12 protein-coding genes are annotated in these 17,707 nt (G+C 68.0%); 11 read left to right on the forward strand and 1 reads right to left on the reverse strand.

Annotated elements, in window-relative coordinates; genetic code table 11:
* Positions 1-137 precede the first annotated feature (137 nt).
* From ACWCPQ_RS29260 to ACWCPQ_RS29290, 7 genes are all read left to right on the forward strand, one after another.
* A complete protein-coding gene (locus ACWCPQ_RS29260) occupies positions 138-914 on the forward strand; it encodes a cell division protein SepF (RefSeq protein ID WP_449904842.1) in 777 nt (258 codons plus the stop codon).
* 90 nt (positions 915-1,004) lie between these two features.
* Positions 1,005-1,307, forward strand: a complete 303-nt coding sequence (locus ACWCPQ_RS29265) for a YggT family protein (protein ID WP_030523839.1) — start codon at positions 1,005-1,007, stop codon at positions 1,305-1,307.
* A 63-nt stretch (positions 1,308-1,370) separates the two neighbouring features.
* Entirely contained in the window at positions 1,371-2,216 is an 846-nt protein-coding gene (wag31, locus tag ACWCPQ_RS29270) for a DivIVA-like cell division protein Wag31 (protein WP_449904844.1), read from the forward strand.
* Between the two features lie 56 nt (positions 2,217-2,272).
* The gene (locus tag ACWCPQ_RS29275) at positions 2,273-2,470 is read left to right on the forward strand and encodes a hypothetical protein (protein WP_449904846.1); all 198 of its coding nucleotides are present in this window, start codon (positions 2,273-2,275) and stop codon (positions 2,468-2,470) included.
* A gap of 361 nt (positions 2,471-2,831) precedes the next feature.
* The gene (gene ileS / locus ACWCPQ_RS29280) at positions 2,832-5,969 is read left to right on the forward strand and encodes an isoleucine--tRNA ligase (RefSeq protein ID WP_449904848.1); all 3,138 of its coding nucleotides are present in this window, start codon (positions 2,832-2,834) and stop codon (positions 5,967-5,969) included.
* A gap of 166 nt (positions 5,970-6,135) precedes the next feature.
* Entirely contained in the window at positions 6,136-7,077 is a 942-nt protein-coding gene (locus ACWCPQ_RS29285; RefSeq protein ID WP_449904850.1) for a hypothetical protein, read from the forward strand.
* A gap of 278 nt (positions 7,078-7,355) precedes the next feature.
* Positions 7,356-7,871: an NlpC/P60 family protein gene (locus ACWCPQ_RS29290; RefSeq protein WP_449904852.1), complete on the forward strand. Its 516-nt coding sequence runs from the start codon at positions 7,356-7,358 to the stop codon at positions 7,869-7,871.
* A 34-nt stretch (positions 7,872-7,905) separates the two neighbouring features.
* Here the strand turns inward: ACWCPQ_RS29290 and ACWCPQ_RS29295 are convergent, their stop codons facing one another.
* A complete protein-coding gene (locus ACWCPQ_RS29295; RefSeq protein WP_449904854.1) occupies positions 7,906-8,781 on the reverse strand; it encodes a UTP--glucose-1-phosphate uridylyltransferase in 876 nt (291 codons plus the stop codon).
* A gap of 396 nt (positions 8,782-9,177) precedes the next feature.
* Between ACWCPQ_RS29295 and ACWCPQ_RS29300 the strand changes: the two genes are divergently transcribed.
* The 4 genes from ACWCPQ_RS29300 (at position 9,178) to ACWCPQ_RS29315 (ending at position 17,032) form a co-directional block, all read left to right on the forward strand.
* Positions 9,178-10,626, forward strand: a complete 1,449-nt coding sequence (locus ACWCPQ_RS29300; RefSeq protein WP_449904877.1) for a DNA polymerase IV — start codon at positions 9,178-9,180, stop codon at positions 10,624-10,626.
* A 96-nt stretch (positions 10,627-10,722) separates the two neighbouring features.
* Positions 10,723-11,232: a hypothetical protein gene (locus tag ACWCPQ_RS29305; protein ID WP_449904856.1), complete on the forward strand. Its 510-nt coding sequence runs from the start codon at positions 10,723-10,725 to the stop codon at positions 11,230-11,232.
* A gap of 126 nt (positions 11,233-11,358) precedes the next feature.
* Positions 11,359-14,571, forward strand: coding sequence for an arabinosyltransferase domain-containing protein (locus tag ACWCPQ_RS29310; protein WP_449904879.1), 3,213 nt, complete (start codon positions 11,359-11,361; stop codon positions 14,569-14,571).
* Positions 14,572-14,605: 34 nt separating this feature from the next.
* Complete coding sequence (locus ACWCPQ_RS29315) at positions 14,606-17,032, forward strand: HAD-IC family P-type ATPase (protein ID WP_449904858.1); 2,427 nt, start codon at positions 14,606-14,608, stop codon at positions 17,030-17,032.
* Positions 17,033-17,707 lie beyond the last annotated feature (675 nt).

The raw sequence follows: 17,707 nt of genomic DNA on the forward strand, positions 1-17,707 counted from the left end.
ACTCGACGCAGCCACAATCGTGGTCATGACGGAGCCGAGCGACAGCGAGGCACGGTCATGAGTGAGCGCAGCGAGCGAGTTATGGGCGCAGCCACGGGCGTGCTCGTGACGGGGCCGAGCGACAGCGAGGCACGGTCATGAGTACGCTGCACAAGTTCAAGGCGTACTTCGGCATGGTTCCCCTCGAGGATTACGAAGACGACTACGTCGACGATCGCACCCCCCGGGGGGTCGAGGATCGCGGTGCGCGTCGTCCGCGTGACTACTCCGACCGCGCTCCCCGCGACTACGACGACCGTCCGGACTACGACCGGTACCCCGAGGACCGCTACGACGGCCCGGACTACCGCGAGTCGCCGTACAAGTCGTCCTATCAGCCCAGCTATCCCGCGCCGCGCCGGGACGACTACCCGGGCGACGCCTACGACGAGGACTACGAGGGGCCGCGCCGTCCCACCCGGATCGACGCCGCCTCCTCCGGCCGGTATCGTCCGGGCGGCGGTGCCTCCCTGCGCGGCGCGACCAGGGGAGCGCTGGCAGTCGACCCCGATGCCGAGGAGCGGCGGCTGGCCGAGCGGGTCCGCCCCGAACCGGTCGCCGCCCGCCGTCCCGCGATATTCGAGGACGGAGGTCCCTTGTCCAAGATCACCACGTTGCGTCCGCGTGATTACAGCGAAGCCGCGATCATCGGGGAGCGGTTTCGCGAGGGCAACCCGGTGATCATGGATCTGGTCGATCTCAGCAACGCCGATGCCAAACGCCTCGTCGACTTCGCCGCCGGGCTGGCCTTCGCCCTGCGTGGTTCGTTCGACAAAGTCGCGACCAAGGTGTTCCTGCTCTCTCCGGCCGATGTGGACGTATCGGCGGAGGAACGCCGCCGGATCGCGGAAACCGGGTTCTACAACCAGAAATAGCGGACGGCGCGCCGAGTCGGGCGCCGTATGCCGGAAACAAGATCGGCGCGGTCATTTTGCACCGCGCCGATTTTGCGGCAGAGTGAGGTCGTGGCCTTGTTCGCGGTGCTGTACTTCGTACTGTTCATCTTCTGGCTGTTGCTCATCAGCCGGGTGATCGTCGAGTTCATCCGGAGCTTCGCCCGCGACTGGCGCCCCACCGGAGTGGTCGTCGTGATCCTCGAGGTGATCTTCACCATCACCGATCCTCCCGTGAAGCTGCTGCGGCGCCTGATACCCCCGGTCTCCCTGGGCGGAATTCGGCTCGATTTGTCGATTATGGTTCTGCTGTTCCTGGTCTTCATCCTGATGTCGGTCGTGAGCCGGCTCGGGCAGCCGGTAGCTCCGGTGTGACAGAATGGGCCGTGAAGACTTGCCAGAGCCGCTAGATCTGCCAACGCGCGAAGGGATCCTTCCATGCCGCTGACCCCAGCCGATGTGCACAACGTCGCGTTCAGCAAACCGCCTATCGGGAAACGCGGCTACAACGAGGACGAAGTCGACGCCTTCCTGGATCTGGTGGAGCAGGAACTTTCCCGGCTGATCGAGGAGAACGCCGACCTTCGCCAGCGGGTTGCCGAGCTCGACGCGGAACTGGCCGACGCCAAGAGCAACCGCGGCCCGGGCGGGCCCGGCCTCGGTAAACCGGTGCAGCAGGCACCGCCGCCGGAACCGATCAAACCCCCGGTCCAGGCGCCGCCCTCGGTGCCCATCCCGGTGGTGCCGCCCGCGCCGTCGGCCGCCGATGCCGCCGCGGACGCGAATATGCAGGCCGCGAAGGTGCTGAGCCTGGCGCAGGAGATGGCGGACCGCCTGACCAGTGATGCCAAGACCGAAGCCGAGAATTTGCTGGCGAACGCGCGGGCCAATTCGGAGCGGCTGGTCAACGATGCGCGGGCGCGGTCGGAAGATATGATCGCCGACGCGCGGCACAAGTCCGATGCCATGCTCTCCGACGCACAGACCCGCTCGGACAGCCAGCTGCGCCAGGCCAAGGAGAAGGCCGACGCGCTCCAGGCGGATGCCGAGCGCAAGCACACCGAGATCATGGGGACCATCACCCAGCAGCGCAATGTGCTGGAGAGCCGGATCCAGACCCTCAAGACCTTCGAACGCGAGTACCGGGTGCGGTTGAAATCGTATCTGGAGTCGCAGCTCGAGGAGCTGGAGAACCGTGGTTCGGCGGTACCGGTCGACGAGGGTGACTCCTTCGATACCGGGGCCAACCAGCTTGCCCCCGCGTCCTTCGGTAAAGGCGACTGAACGCCCGATAACGCTGGGGGCGAACGGGCACCCGGCCTGCTGTTCTGGGGGTCACCATGCTTGTCTTGACACTGGCGCTGGCCGGAATCGGCCTGGCGCTGCTGATCCTGTCCCTGGCCACCGGTTCGGTGATGTGGGCCTGGGGCTGCATCGTCGTCTGCGTTCTCGGTGCTGTGGTGTTGCTGGTGAGTGCGCTGTCGATGCGCGCACCGGACGAAGAATTGCCGCCACGGGACCAGCACGCGAAGCGCTGACGAGCAGAACGAGCGAGAACCAAAACGTCCTTCCGGGGTTGCGGGGCCGCGGCTCCGCGGGCGGATGTATAAGTGGTTGACCGTCCTGGTTAGAATCAAACCTGTAAGTCGGCGACGATCCGGCCATCACCGGGGAGCTTTCGGAAGAACGGCGCCGCGCAGCGCTTCCTACGGTGCGCACGCTCATTAGAACCGAACGGGTGAGCCCGTCACAGCTCGCAACGAGAGGTCCGCCCGGTTCGCCGGGTGCGGACAAGCGGGGTGGTACCGCGGTTCCGGCGCACCCGCTGCGCCGTGATCGTCCCCGTGCCGAGATACCGCGCCTGCGGGCGCGCCGGGCACGAGGAGACGTGTATCCGCGATGGCGGACGAGAATTCCAGTAGCAGCGCATACCCCCGGGTCGACCTCGGCGGCGGGTCCGGTATGTCCTTTCCCGAGCTGGAACGGGCCGTACTGGACGCCTGGGCCGCCGACGGAACCTTCCGCGCCAGCATCGACAACCGCGCCGATGCCGAGGAGTTCGTCTTCTACGACGGGCCACCGTTTGCCAACGGTCTGCCGCACTACGGTCATTTGCTCACCGGCTACGTCAAAGACGTCATCCCACGATTCCAGACCATGCGCGGTAAGCGGGTCGAACGGCGTTTCGGATGGGATACCCACGGGCTGCCGGCGGAAATCGAAGCGGAAAAGCAGCTCGGTATCACGGACAAATCACAGATCGACTCGATGGGGCTCGCGGAATTCAATGCCGCGTGCAAGTCGTCGGTGCTCCGTTATACCGGGGAATGGCGCGATTATGTGACCCGGCAAGCGCGCTGGGTGGACTTCGACAACGATTACAAGACACTCGATCTCGACTTCATGGAGTCGGTGATGTGGGCGTTCAAGTCGTTGTACGACAAGGGCCTGATCTACCAGGGTTTCCGGGTGCTCCCGTACAGCTGGTACGAGCAGACGCCGCTGTCGAATCAGGAGGCCCGGCTCGACGACGCCTACCGGATGCGCCAGGACCCGGCGGTGACGGTGGATATGGCCCTGTCGGTGCCGCCGGACCACCCCCTGCGGGAACTGGACGGCGCCAACGCGCTGATCTGGACCACCACGCCGTGGACACTGCCCTCCAACCTCGCCGTGGCGGTGCATCCGGATGTCCGCTACGTACAGGTGCGCGGAGCGGACGGCAAACGCTATGTGCTCGCGGCCGAGCGGGTCGCGCACTACGCGCGCGAACTCGGCGAACAGCCCGAAGTGGTCGGGGAGTACGACGGCGCCGCACTGGTCGATCTGCGCTACACCCCACCGTTCGACTTCTTCGCCGGGCATCCCAACGCGCACCGGGTGCTCTCGGCCGATTACGTCACCACCGACTCCGGTACCGGCATCGTGCACATGGCGCCCGCCTTCGGTGAGGAGGATATGGACGTCTGTAGCGCCAACGGTATCGAGCTGGTGCAGCCGCTCGATCCGGGCGGCAAGTTCACCTCCATGGTGCCGCCGTACGAGGGCCTGATGGTGTTCGACGCCAATCCGGTGATCATCAAAGATCTCAAGGCCGCCGGAAAACTGCTGCGGCAGGAGACCATCGACCACTCGTATCCGCACAGCTGGCGCTCGGGGCAGCCACTGATCTATATGGCCGTGCCCTCGTGGTTCGTGGCGGTGACGCAGTTCCGCGAGCGGATGGTGGAGCTGAACAAGCAGATCAGCTGGGTTCCCGAGCATATCCGGGACGGCCAGTTCGGCAAATGGCTCGAGAACGCCCGGGACTGGAACATCAGCCGGAACCGCTACTGGGGCAGTCCGATCCCGGTCTGGATGTCCGACGATCCGGCGTATCCGCGTATCGATGTCTACGGTTCGCTCGACGAGCTCGAACGTGACTTCGGTGTGCGTCCCACAGATCTGCACCGCCCCGCGATCGATGAACTGACCCGGCCGAACCCGGACGATCCGTCCGGGCAGTCCACCATGCGCCGGGTGCCGGAGGTGCTGGACTGCTGGTTCGAGTCGGGGTCCATGCCGTACGCCCAGGTCCATTTCCCGTTCGAGAACCAGGAGTGGTTCGACTCGCATTTCCCGGGCGATTTCATCGTCGAGTACAACGGGCAGACCCGGGGGTGGTTCTACAACCTGCACGTGCTGTCCACCGCGCTGTTCGACAGCCCGGCGTTCGAGAACGTGGTCGCGCACGGGATCGTCCTCGGCGACGACGGGCTCAAGATGAGCAAGTCCAAGCGCAACTACCCGGATGTGAACGAGGTGTTCGACCGGGACGGCTCCGATGCCATGCGCTGGTTCCTGATGAGCTCGCCGATCCTGCGTGGTGGCAATCTCATCGTCACCGAGCGCGGTATCCGTGAAGGTGTGAGCCATGCGCTGCGGCCGCTGTGGAACGCGTGGACGTTCCTGCAGCTCTACGCCACCGAGCCCGGGGTGTGGCGTACCGATTCGCCCAACGTGCTGGATCGCTACATCCTCGCGAAGCTGGCACAGAGCCGTGATGTGATGACCGCGGCGCTGGAGGAGTTCGATATCGCCGGGGCCTGCGAGGAACTGCGTACCTTCGCCGACGCGCTCACCAACTGGTATGTGCGCCGGTCGCGTTCGCGGTTCTGGGCCGAGGACCGTGACGGCGTCGACACCCTGCACACGGTGCTGGAAGTGGTGACGCGGTTGGCGGCTCCGCTGCTGCCGCTGGTCGCCGAGGTGATCTGGCGGGGGCTCACCGGTGAGCGTTCGGTGCATCTGGCCGACTGGCCGGCCGCCGATACGCTGCCGCAGGATCCGGAGTTGGTCGAGGCGATGGACGAGGCGCGCAGTGTGTGCTCGACGGTGCTGAGTCTGCGCAAGGCACAGAAACTGCGGGTCCGGCTGCCGTTGGCGGAGGTGACGATCGCCGCGCCGGACGCGGAACGGCTGGCCCCCTACGCTGACATCATCGCCGATGAGGTGAATGTCAAGAAGGTCGACCTGACCACCGATGTCGCCACCCACGGCCGGTTCGAGCTGGCGGTCAACGCGCGTGCCGCCGGGCCCCGGCTCGGCAAGGAGGTGCAGCGGGTGATCAAGGCGGTCAAGGCCGGTGACTGGTCGGAGACCGCCGACGGTGTGGTGAGTGCCGCCGGGATCGAACTGCTGCCCGAGGAGTACACCCAGCGGCTGGTGGCGGCCGAACCGGAGTCCACTGCCGCGCTGCCCGGTAACGCGGGTCTGGTGGTGCTGGATTCGGTGGTCACCGAGGAACTGGAGGCCGAGGGCTGGGCTCGCGATCTCATCCGGGATCTGCAGGAGACCCGGAAATCGCTGGGCCTCGACGTTTCCGACCGCGTCACCGCGACACTGGAAGTGCCGTCCGAGCGGAGCGCGTGGGCGAACACCCATCGCGGGTTGATCGCCGGTGAGATCCTCGCCGTCGAGCTGGAATTCGGGCCTGCTGGTCCGGCTGCGGCGGAGCTCACCGGTGGGGTGCGCGCCCGGATCGTCAAGGCGGGCTGAGCTCACACCGGCCGGACCCGGGTCCGGCCGGTGGGGCCGCGTGATCCGCCCGGCCCGGCGTGATCTCGGCCGCCGCCGGCGGTCTTCACAGGTGAGGGCGTGGGGTACCGGTCCGGGGAAATCGCGGTCATGCCCGGGCCGGTGTCGCACATTAGGGTGAGTTCTTATGGCTTCGGACAATCCCGACGAGTGGTGGCAGCATTCTCCCGAGGGACAGCAGAAGAACTCCCCGTCGGGGCAGTGGCAACAGGGCTACCCGCCACAAGGCGGGCAGCCGGGTCCCGGCGTGCAGTGGGGGCAGACGGCCGGGCACGGCCCGCAACCCGCTCCGCCGCAGGGGGCCTGGGAGGTGCCCCCGTTGGATGCCGGTGGGTACGGAGGCCCGCCGGCGAAGAACAACGGTCCGCTGATCGCGGTACTGGTCGCTGTGGTGGTGCTGGTCCTGATCGGAGTGGTCGGGCTGGTGGCCCTCCAGGGGCGGGGGTCCGAGGAGAACACCGCGTCCGGAACCTCTTCGGAGTCAACCGATTCCGCCGAGCCGTCCGCGTCGGCCACCACGACCTCCGGCGCCGCGACCACCAGCGCCCTGCCGTCGTCGGACGAGCCCGTGCTGCGTGAGGGTTTGGCGCCGGTCGCTGTGCTCGGCCCCACCTGGCAGGCAGGGGAGAGCACGTACACGATGGCGTTCCAGGGCTGGCCCTTCGCATTCCGGGCACCGGGCTCGTGGGGTTGTATGAAGGGCTCGATCGAGAAGATCCCGGATGCCCAGGCGTGGGGTTGTGTGGACGAGGGCAATTCCGCTGCGGGACAGAAGGTCAACCTCATCATTCGCAAATGTCCAGCGACCTGTGATGCCGCCACCCAGGTCCAGTTCGACGCCGCCTGGTTCGACGAGCCGGGCAAGGCCCGCAAGTTCGACGACCGGACCTCCTACGTGGAGACCGCGGTCAACGACGAGGGTAAGTACTCGGTGGACTTCAGCCGCTTCTTCGCCGCCGAGCCGGGTGGTGAACCGGTCTGGCAGGTGGGGGTCTTCGTGGAGTCCCCGGCGGCCACCAAGGATGTCGTTCTCAAGACGCTGAACGACGTGGCGACCCAAACGCAATAAACATTTTTGTGATGTTCATCACATGCTAGATATTTGCTAGAAGCTTGTCCGCCCCCCGGCGGGCCGGGCAAAATCATCCCCGATACCGCTGAGTCCGGGTCCCCGGACCACCGGGAACGGTGATCATTTCGTTCGGTTCTACCTGAGTGAAGTTGCGCCGGAACAGATTCACCCGGCGCGACCCCTGTGGTTGCGGTATCCCCACCCCCGTGGCGGTGCCGCGAGAAAACCGGGACGTCGCACGACGTCCCGGCACCGATGGGCAGAAGGGTGGGCAAGTGATCGGAATAGCACTGCGCCGGGGTATCGCCGGCGTGCTTCTCGCGACGGCCGTCGGCGCCGTCGGCGCCGCCCCCGGTTGGGCGCAGACCGGTAGCGGGGCCAGCGGATCGTCCTCCGGTTCCGGATCGCTCAGCGCCAGTGGGTCGGCCGCGCTACCGGTCTCCAGCAGCAACGGCCTGGGTGCGCTGGCCGCAGCGACCTCCCAGACCGGCAAGATGTACGAATGGGGTGCGACCGGCCCCGACACCTGGGACTGCTCCGGCCTGGTGCAGTGGGCCTTCCGTCAGGTGGGAGTCATGCTCCCGCGAACCACATGGGAACAAGCGGAGGTCGGCGCTTCGGTGCCGCGATACGCGCTCTCACCCGGTGACGTCGTCATCATCAACCAGGACGCGTCCCATGTGGGGATCTACGCCGGGTTCGGCCAGGTGCTCAATGCCTACGCCGCCGGGTTCCCCGTGGGACTCACCCCGCTCGATCAGTTCTACATCTACAGCATCCGCCGTTTCTGAGGCGGCCGGCGGCAACGACGCCGCCGAACGGTGGTCAGTCGACCTGACGGCGTAGCAGCGGCCCATAGTCGGGGTGGGCCAGCGCCGAGGCGAACTGGGCGATGAGGTAGTCACCGGGATTCCCGGTGTCGTACCAGCGGCCCTGGATGACCTGCCCGTACACCGCGTGATTCGCGGCGTAGGCGTTGATGGAATCGGTCAGGTAGACCTCGCCGGTGCGATGGGTGTACCAATCCTCGGTCTGGGCTCGCAGTTCGTCGATGATCCCCGGCGTCACCACGTAGCCGCCGATCGCGGCGAAGGCCGAGGGTGCGTCCTCGGGCTTGGGTTTCTCCACCAGTCCCGATATGCGCAGCAGGCCGTCGTCCAGGTCCTCCCGGACCACCGGGACGCCGTAGCGCTGCGATTCGTTCGGATTCATCGGCATCAATGCCAGTACCGGGCAGCCGGTCGATTCGTAGGCGCGGATCAACTGCTGGGCGCGCGGTTCCTCGGCGACGAAGACGTCGTCGGGCCACAGCACCAGCATCGGCTCATCGGCGGCGCTCCGGGCCGCGTTGAGCACCGGAGTGCCGTTACCGTACGGGCCGTGCTGGTCCAGGTAGGTGATATGGCCCAGCCGGGACAGTTCACCCACCTCCTCCACCGCGTCCGCGTAGGCGGTCTTACCGTCGGCGCGCAACTGCGCCACGAGTGCGGGGTTGGGCCGGAAATGGTCCTGGATCAGCGATTTGCCGCCACTGACCACGATGGTGATATCGGTGATCCCGGAGGCCACCAGCTCACGTACCGTGTGCTCGATCACCGGCTTGTCGCCGACCGGCAGCATCTCCTTGGGGATCGCCTTGGTCAGCGGCAGCAGTCGGGAACCGATACCGGCAGCGGGGATCACGGCCTTGCGGATCTTCATCGTCCGATCATCACATACCCGGCACCCGGGGCGTGGTATCCCGGCCCGGTCCAGTGATCCCGGAAACGCCCGGTGGCCGGGTCGATCGGCCGAGGGAAGCGGTGGCTGGGCAAGGCCCCGTGACACGTAGCCGGGCCAGGGAACTCCCGGCAACCCGGTAGTGACCGATCCGCATCCCCGGGCCTGTCGGTAGCGCCGCGTAGATTCTGCGCCCATGGACTCCATGCTCACCGGTACCGCCGTCGGTCCGCGCGGCCGCCGAGTGCGGGGGCGGTGGCGGCCGGCCGGTGAACCGCGGGCCGACCCGTGGTGAGCGGCGGGCATCCGGCGGCCGGGCCGGGCCCCGGCCGCCGCGCACCCGGAGAGACTTCCCGGCGCTGGGTGCTGCACATCGATATGGACGCGTTCTTCGCGTCCTGTGAACAGCTCACCCGTCCTACTCTGCGCGGCCGGCCGGTACTCGTCGGCGGGACCGGAGCCCGCGGCGTGGTCGCCGGGGCGAGTTACGAGGCCCGGGTCTTCGGCGCTCGCTCGGCCATGCCCATGCACCAGGCGCGGCGGCTGGTCGGGGTTTCCGCGGTGGTGGTGCCGCCACGGGGCGCGCTCTACAGCGTGCTCAGCGGCCGGGTCTTCGATGCTCTGCGCGCCCGGGTCCCGGTTCTGGAGACTCTGTCCTTCGACGAGGCGTTCGCCGAACCGGTCGAACTGGCCGGAGCGGGCGCGGCCGCGGTGAACGCGTTCTGCGCCGGGCTGCGGGCGGCGGTCCGGGAGCAGACCGGGCTGGTCGCTTCGGTCGGCGCCGGGAGCGGGAAGCAGCTGGCCAAGATCGCGTCCGGGATGGCCAAACCCGACGGGATCCGGGTGATCGCGCCCGCGGAGCAGCAGGCGCTGTTGTCCGCGCTCCCGGTGCGGAAGCTGTGGGGTATCGGGCCGGTGGCCGAGGCCCGGCTGCGCACTCTCGGCATCGAAACGGTCGGCGGCTTCGCGGCGCTGCCCGAGACCGAGGCGGTATCGATCCTCGGCGGCAGTATCGGCGCCGCGCTGCACCGGCTCGCGCGCGGTATCGACGACCGGCCGGTCACCGAACGCGCCGAAGCCAAACAGATCAGTGCCGAAACCACCTACGAGCACGACATCGTCACTCTCGAACGGTTACGTCCGGCGATCAGTGAGATGGCCGCCGCCGCACACCGCCGGCTCACCCGTGACGGTCGCGCCGCACGTACGGTGGTGCTGAAACTGCGTCGTGCCGATATGAGCATCACCACTCGCTCCACCACACTGGCCTACGCGACCGAGGACCTGCCCACCCTCACCGCCGCCGCCCAGCGGGCCGCCGTGGACCCGCGGGAACTGGGCCCGATCCGGTTGGTCGGCGTCGGCTACGCCGGGCTGTCGGCGATCCGGCAGGAATCCCTGTTCCCGGAACTGGACCGGCTGGGCGCCGAGCCGGCCGTACTCGCCGACACCGTCGATCCGGCCGCGGCGCGGGCCCCGGATTCTCTGGCGGTACCCGAAGAGACCTCTGTGGATTCGGTAAGACGTGCGGCGGCCACGGCGAGTTCCGTGGACACTGCGCGGGATCGGCCGCCCGGCGCGGCGATCGCCGGTGAAAACCGCACCGCACCGCAGGATTCCGGTGTTTCCGCTGGTGGCGACGCACGGTGGCGGCCGGGTTCGGATGTGCGGCATCCCGAATTCGGGTTCGGATGGGTGCAGGGCTGCGGCCACGGACGAGTGACCGTCCGGTTCGAGACCCGCTCGACAGGACCGGGGATCGCGCGTACTTTCGCTGCCGACAATACGGAGTTGTGCTCAGCGGACCCGCTCGGCAGCTTGTCGTGAGGACCGCCGGGTAGTTTGGTCCGGGGCAGCGTCGCCGGTTCCGGTGGCTCTGTCGTAGCGCACGACACCGAACCCTCGAACGCAAAGGACGAGCAGTTGAAGCTTCGCAAGACCGGACGTATCGCGATCGCCGGCGTGGCCGCCGTGGCCGCGCTGACCCTGACGGCGTGTGGTAGCGATGATTCCGACTCGGACAGCAAAGCCGCGAGCACCACTTCCGCGTCGGCGGCTGCCTCGGAAGAGGCCTCCGCCGATCTGCCGCCGGTGCCGTCGGTCGCCGACCTGAACTCTCAACTCCAGCGCGCCCTCGACCCGGCCGTGCCCAACGAGGAGAAGTTGCAGATGGTGCAGGGCGCCGAGGCGGATCCGGAGCTGCCGGCGAAACTGGCCCAGTTCTACACGGATTCGGGCGCCACCATCGAGGTCACCGAGGTCAACGATTTCGCCGACACCATCAACGCCAAGGCCAACTTCAAACTGGGCGACACCCAGAACGTGGTCGATGTGCCCTTCGTCGCCGAAGACGGTGTCTGGAAGGTCGAGAAGACCTGGACCTGCAATATGCTCGCCCAGGCCCAGGTGCAGTCCCCGGCCTGCGTGGCCTGATTCCGCACGGTTCGAACCGGCCGGTCCGCGCTGAGCGGACCGGCCGGTGTCGTTCGGGGCGCTCGGTGAGCGCAGGCGCAAGGGCGGACACGGGCCCCGCTAGGATTGCGCCCCGTGGCTGACACGATGGTGGTGGCGGCGCCCGAGCCGGCAGATATCTCCGAACGTCCCCGATCCCGATCGCGCGGTGGCTGGGCCCGGCCGGTCGCGCTGGTGTCGGCGCTCATCGGAGCACTACTGGCATTGGCGGTACCGCTGCTGCCCGTGCGGGTGGATGCCGCCACCCTGTCCTGGCCGCAGGACGATTCCGCCGCCTCGATCGAGGCACCTCTGGTGGCCTACGCGCCGCTGAACTTCACGGCGACCGTGCCGTGCGCCGCGATCCAACAGCTAGGCCCCGAGGGCGGGGTGCTGAGCTCGACCGCGCCCTACGGCGCCCCCGACCTGGAACGCTACGGATTCCTCGCCCGGGTCCGGCCCGCGACCCCGGAGGCCGGCCCGCTACTCGATGTCGTCCTGCGTAACCAATCGCTGTTCAGCGTGCCCGTCGCGGAACTGCCCCCGGGCTGTGAACTCGGGGTCCGCGCCGATATGACCGAAGCCGTCGCCACCCTCACCGGATCCGAACAGGTGGTGCTGGGCGGTGACTTCCGCCCTCAGATGGTCGGTGTGTTCAGCGATCTCACGGACCCGGCGGGCACCAGCGTGACCGCGGATATCGACAGCCGGTTCACCTCCAGTCCCACACCGCTGAAGCGGATCGCCATCTGGTCGGCGGTCGTCGCGACCCTGATCTCGCTGTTCGCGCTGTACCGGCTCGACAGTCTCGACGGTCGCCGCGCCCGCCGGTTCCTACCGGCCCGCTGGTGGACCTTCCGGCCCGTCGATGTCGTGGTGCTCGGCACTCTGCTGCTCTGGCATTTCATCGGTGCCACCACCTCCGACGACGGCTACCAGTTCGGGATGGGGCGGACCTCGCAGGCCGCCGGCTACATGGCGAACTACTTCCGCTACTTCGGGGTCCCGGAGAACCCGGTGGGCACCCCGTACTACGACCTCATCGGCCGGATGGCCGATCTCAGCACCGCCAGCCCGTGGGTACGGCTGCCGAGCTTGCTGGCCGGAATGCTGGCCTGGCTGGTGATCAGCCGTGAGGTGGTGCCCCGGTTCGGGGCCGCGCTGCATCGCAACCGGTTCGTCCCGTGGACCGGTGCGCTGGTGTTCCTCGCCGTCTGGCTGCCCTACAACAACGGGCTGCGACCCGAACCCATGGTCGCGCTCGGGGTACTGCTCACCTGGTGCTCGGTCGAGCGCGGTATCGCCACCCGGCGCCTGCTGCCGTTCGCGGTCGCCCTCCTGATCGCTGCCTTCAGCTGTACCGCGGGCCCGCACGGCGTCATCTGTGTGGCCGCGCTGCTGGCCGGGCTCCGGCCACTGATCAAGATCCTGGCTGCTCGCGCCCCGCGCGCGGGCTGGCTGCCGCAGCTGTTGCCACTGTTCGCCGCGGGTGTGCTGGTTCTGGTGGTGGCCTTCGCCGATCAGCCGTTCAGCGCCATGCTGGAGATGCAGCGTGTCCACGAACTGGCCGGACCGAACGTTCTCTGGTTCGACGAATACCTGCGCTACCAGTACCTGTTCATGGGCACGGTGGACGGTTCGGTCGCCCGCCGGTTCGGGATCTTCGTGATGATCGCCGGGCTGGCCGTCTGCCTGCTGACGCTGCTGCGCAAGGGCGGCCGGATCCCGACGGCCGCCGTGGGGCCGTCGCGCCGCATTCTGGGCGTCACCGTCGGCGCGATGGCTCTGATGATGACCACCCCCACGAAATGGACCCATCACCTCGGTGTCTTCGCCGGCCTCGCCGGAGCCGTGGCGGTCCTGACCGCGGTGGCCATCGGGCCGCGGGTCATGCGCGCGCCGCGCAACCGGGCACTGTTCGGCGCAGCGGTGGCGTTTCTGCTGGCCCTCGTGTTCGCCGGTCCCAACGGCTGGTGGTACGTCTCCTCCTACAGTGTCCCGTGGTGGGACAAACAACCGTCGGTGGCCGGGATCGCCTTCAACAAGGTCTTCCTGCTGGGCGCGGTCGCGCTGTTGGCGCTGGCGGCATGGTGGCATGTGCGGGCGCCCGACGACGGGCACCACCGGATCTCGCGCTGGGGCTGGCGGGTCGCGAAGGTTCCGACACTGACGGTGGCGGCCGCCTTCATGGTGCTCTTCGAAGTCGCGTCGTTCGCGAAAGGCGCTGTCACCCAGTATCCGGCGTTCTCGCTGGCGAGCTCCAATCTGAACGTTCTCGCCGGCAACACCTGCGGCCTGGCCCCGCACATCCTGGTCGAGACCGATCCGAATCGCGGACTGCTCGCACCGCTGTCCGGTGATCCCGCTTCGGCGTTGGCCGGCACGGGAACCGGCTTCAGCCCCACCGGTGTCGCGGCCGACCTCAGCGCCGACGCCGAGGAAGGCGCCGACGCCGCCATCGCCGATTCGGTGGGCGCGGCGACGGCCGGTACCGGGGTGGCCACCGAAACCGACAGTCCCGCACTGCCGTTCGGCCTCGACCCGGGAACACCTGTACTGGGCAGCGATCGCGCCGACGGACCGGCCGAACTGACCTCCGGCTGGTATTCGCTACCGCCGGTCGCCGACCGCGCGGATATCCTGGCGCTCAGCGCCGCCGGCCGGATCTGGTCGCGGGACGCCGACGGTGTGGTCACCCACGGACAGTCGCTGGAACTCGAATTCGGTTCCACCACCGCGCCCGGCGGTTCGGCCGCCGATCCGGTGCCGCTGCGCCGGGTCAACCCGATCGATATCGGCCCTGCTCCCTCGTGGCGCAATCTGCGGGTTCCGTTGGCGCCCTACGCCGACGCCGACACCGTGCGGATCGTCGCCGCCGACCGCGACCGCGATCCGCGCCAGTGGCTCGCCTTCACCCCACCGCGGATGCCGCGGACCCAGGACCTGAACACGGTCGTCGGCTCGACCGATCCGGTACTACTGGACTGGGCGGTGGGTCTGCAGTTCCCCTGCCAGCGGCCCTTCGATCACCGTGTCGGAATCGCGGAGACGCCGAAGTACCGGATCCTGCCGGACCGGGTCGGCGCGCACGACACCGACCTGTGGCAGAACCACGACGGCGGCGGCCCGCTCGGCTGGACCGGCCTGCTGCTCTACGCCCGCACCCTGCCGACCTACCTCGACCAGGACTGGGACCGTGATTGGGGACAACTCCAGCAGTACCTCCCCATCGACCCCGAAGCGGTACCGGCCCGTCCGCAGACCACCCAGGAGGACCATCCGGGAACCTGGTCGCCCGGCCCGATCAACGTCGCCTGGTGAGCCGCGCGCCGCGCCGCTGACTACGCTGACACCCATGTCGACAACTGTGCAGTCCGTCGGGATGCCGGGTCTCACCGCCGCGGAGGTTGCGCAGCGCCGGCGCGACGGGCTCACCAACGATGTACCGGACCGGGCCAGCCGCTCGGTGCGCGATATCGTCCGGGCGAACGTGTTCACCCGGATCAACGCCATCCTGGGTGTGCTGTTCGTCCTGGTGATGGCCACCGGATCGGTGATCGACGGAATGTTCGGCCTGCTGATCGTGGCCAACAGCGCGGTCGGCATCATCCAGGAGACCCGCGCCAAACGCACGCTCGACCGGCTGGCGATCGTCGGCCGGGCCGAACCGACCGTGCGCCGGGACGGCCGGGCCGAACAGATCCCGCCCAGTGAGGTGGTCCTCGACGATCTGATCGAACTCGGGCCGGGCGACCAGATCGTGGTCGACGGCGAAGTGGTGGAAGCCGAACTGCTCGAGGTCGACGAATCACTGCTCACCGGCGAATCCGACGATGTCGCCAAAGAATCCGGCGCGCAAGTGCTCTCGGGCAGCTATGTGGTGTCCGGGTCGGGTGCCTATCGGGCGACCAAGGTCGGCAAGGACGCCTATGCCGCGAAACTGGCCGAGGAAGCCAGCAAGTTCACCCTGGTGAAATCCGAACTGCGCAACGGCATCGACACCATCCTCAAGGTCATCACCTATCTGCTGATCCCGGCCGGCGCGCTGAGTATCTACAACCAACTGGTGTCCAGCGGGGAATCCTGGCGGCCCGCCGTGACCGGTATGGTGGCCGCCCTGGTGCCCATGGTGCCGGAGGGCCTGGTTCTGATGACCTCCATCGCTTTCGCCGTCGGCGTGGTGCGATTGGGGCAGCGTCAGTGCCTGGTCCAGGAACTGCCCGCCATCGAGGGCCTGGCCCGGGTGGATGTGGTGTGCGCGGACAAAACCGGCACGCTCACCGAGAACGGTATGCGCCTGGCCGAACTCCGGATGATCGAAACCGGTTCCGGCACCGAAGAACGCGCACGGCAGGCCCTGGCCGCCATGGCCGCCGACGATCCCCGGCCCAATGCCAGCGTCCAGGCCATCGCCGAAGCACTCCCCGACACACCCGGCTGGAAGTACACGGCGGTCGCGCCGTTCTCCTCAGCCAAGAAATGGAGCGGATTCTCCTACGGCGAGCACGGCGACTGGCTGCTGGGCGCACCCGACGTCCTGCTCGACAGCGGTTCGGCCGATGCCCGCGCCGCCGAAGAACTCGGCGCGACGGGCCTGCGGGTGCTGCTGCTCGCCCGCGGTGACCGGGCCGTGGACGCCACCGGCGCGCCCGGCACCCTCACCCCCGTCGCCCTCGTGGTGCTCGAACAGAAGGTCCGCCCGGACGCCCGCGACACTCTGGACTACTTCGCGAGCCAGGACGTCGCGATCAAGGTGATCTCCGGCGACAACGCGGTCTCGGTGGGCGCGGTCGCCTCCTCGCTGGACCTGCCCGGCGGCGAACACGCCGTCGATGCGCGCACCCTGCCCGCGGAACGTACCGAACTCGCCGGGGTACTGGAGGAGCAGACCACCTTCGGGCGGGTCCGCCCCGATCAGAAGCGGGCCATGGTCGGCGCGCTGCAATCCCGGGGCCACACCGTGGCCATGACCGGTGACGGCGTCAACGATGTACTCGCCCTCAAGGACGCCGATATCGGTGTCGCCATGGGCGCGGGTAGCCCGGCCACCCGCGCGGTCGCGCAGATCGTGCTGCTGGACAACAAATTCGCCACCCTGCCGTACGTGGTGGGTGAGGGCCGCCGGGTTATCGGCAATATCGAGCGGGTCTCCAACCTGTTCCTCACCAAAACCGTCTACTCGGTGCTGCTGGCATTCCTGGTCGGCGCCGCCGGCGTCGGCTCGCAGATCTTCGGTTACGAACCCATCGGCTACCCGTTCCTGCCGCGGCACGTCACCATCGCGGCCTGGTTCACCATCGGAATCCCGGCGTTCATCCTCTCGCTCGCCCCGAACAACGAGCGGGCCCGCACCGGGTTCGTCGGCCGGGTGATGCGACTGGCCATCCCCTCCGGCGTGGTCATCGGCACCGCGACCTTCATCGCCTACCTCATCGCCTACGCCGGTCCCGATGCCAGCGAACAGCAGAAGATGCAGGCCGGCACCACGGCACTCATCACCCTGATCATGATCGCGGTCTGGGTACTGGCGATCGTCGCCCGGCCCTACACATGGTGGAAAGTCGTGCTCATCGCGGTCTCGGTGCTGGCGTACCTGGTGCTGTTCACGGTGCCGTTCACCCGGGAATTCTTCGCGCTGGACCCATCGAACATCCGGCTGACCACGGCCGCGTTCATCTGCGGTGCGGTGGGCATCGTGCTGGTCGAGGTCGCCTGGTGGGCGAACGCGACGCTGCGCGGGGAGTCGCACACACTGGTTCCCGCGGCGCCCGGGGAGTTGTGAGCAGGACGCACCGGTAGGGGCGGATTGTGGTCGACGGGGGCTGGGTGAGCTCGAAAAGGTCTAGGTGTGGGGTTGTTCGTGAAGGGTGAGGGGTGGGGTTGTTTGTGAAGGGGAGGCGGGTTGCTCGCGAAGGTGCGAGGTGGGGTTGCTCGTGAAGGTGCTGTGTTTTTGGCGCGCTGGCGCGCGCGGGTTGAGGCCCCCGAAGTCTCGCCGTTCAGGCCTCGGGACTCGCGCCTTCGGCTCATGCGACGTGCGGTCGGCCATCCATGAATGCGACCGTTGAGCACCTCCGGTCAAGGGCGAGACGGGCCTCAACCCTTTGAGGGTGTCTCGCAGAACTCGACTCGTAGGGTGCGGCGGCAGTCGATGTCCAGGTCGGTATGTGAACTCGTACACGGCAGCTGACTGGTAACTGCTTTCCGGACGTCGACCTGAGCCGTCCGGGCTCGCCGTGGCTTCGGAGCGCATGTATCCGGCCCTCTACGGATCGGCGATCCGGGAGTACTTCCCGTGACGTGCGCCTACCCAGGTTGCTCCGGGCGCACCTCCGCGCACCTCTTCCGCCTCATTCGGACGGTCGACCTCAGTGGTCGGGGCCCGCCCCGGTTCTGGAGCGACGGAGCGGGGGAGCGAAGCGGAGGAGCGCAGGAGTGAAGAACCGGGGTCACGAGGGCC

The organism is Nocardia sp. NPDC001965 (assembly GCF_053594175.1).

What these genes read in the sequence shown, in the direction of transcription:
- ACWCPQ_RS29275 (WP_449904846.1), top strand. Translation starts at nt 2,273, where the DNA reads ATGCTTGTCTTGACACTGGCGCTGGCCGGAATCGGCCTGGCGCTGCTG.
- ACWCPQ_RS29295 (WP_449904854.1), bottom strand. Translation starts at nt 8,781, where the DNA reads ATGAAGATCCGCAAGGCCGTGATCCCCGCTGCCGGTATCGGTTCCCGA.
- ACWCPQ_RS29310 (WP_449904879.1), top strand. Translation starts at nt 11,359, where the DNA reads ATGGTGGTGGCGGCGCCCGAGCCGGCAGATATCTCCGAACGTCCCCGA.
- ACWCPQ_RS29285 (WP_449904850.1), top strand. Translation starts at nt 6,136, where the DNA reads ATGGCTTCGGACAATCCCGACGAGTGGTGGCAGCATTCTCCCGAGGGA.
- ACWCPQ_RS29260 (WP_449904842.1), top strand. Translation starts at nt 138, where the DNA reads ATGAGTACGCTGCACAAGTTCAAGGCGTACTTCGGCATGGTTCCCCTC.
- ACWCPQ_RS29300 (WP_449904877.1), top strand. Translation starts at nt 9,178, where the DNA reads ATGGACGCGTTCTTCGCGTCCTGTGAACAGCTCACCCGTCCTACTCTG.
- ACWCPQ_RS29315 (WP_449904858.1), top strand. Translation starts at nt 14,606, where the DNA reads ATGTCGACAACTGTGCAGTCCGTCGGGATGCCGGGTCTCACCGCCGCG.
- ileS (WP_449904848.1), top strand. Translation starts at nt 2,832, where the DNA reads ATGGCGGACGAGAATTCCAGTAGCAGCGCATACCCCCGGGTCGACCTC.
- wag31 (WP_449904844.1), top strand. Translation starts at nt 1,371, where the DNA reads ATGCCGCTGACCCCAGCCGATGTGCACAACGTCGCGTTCAGCAAACCG.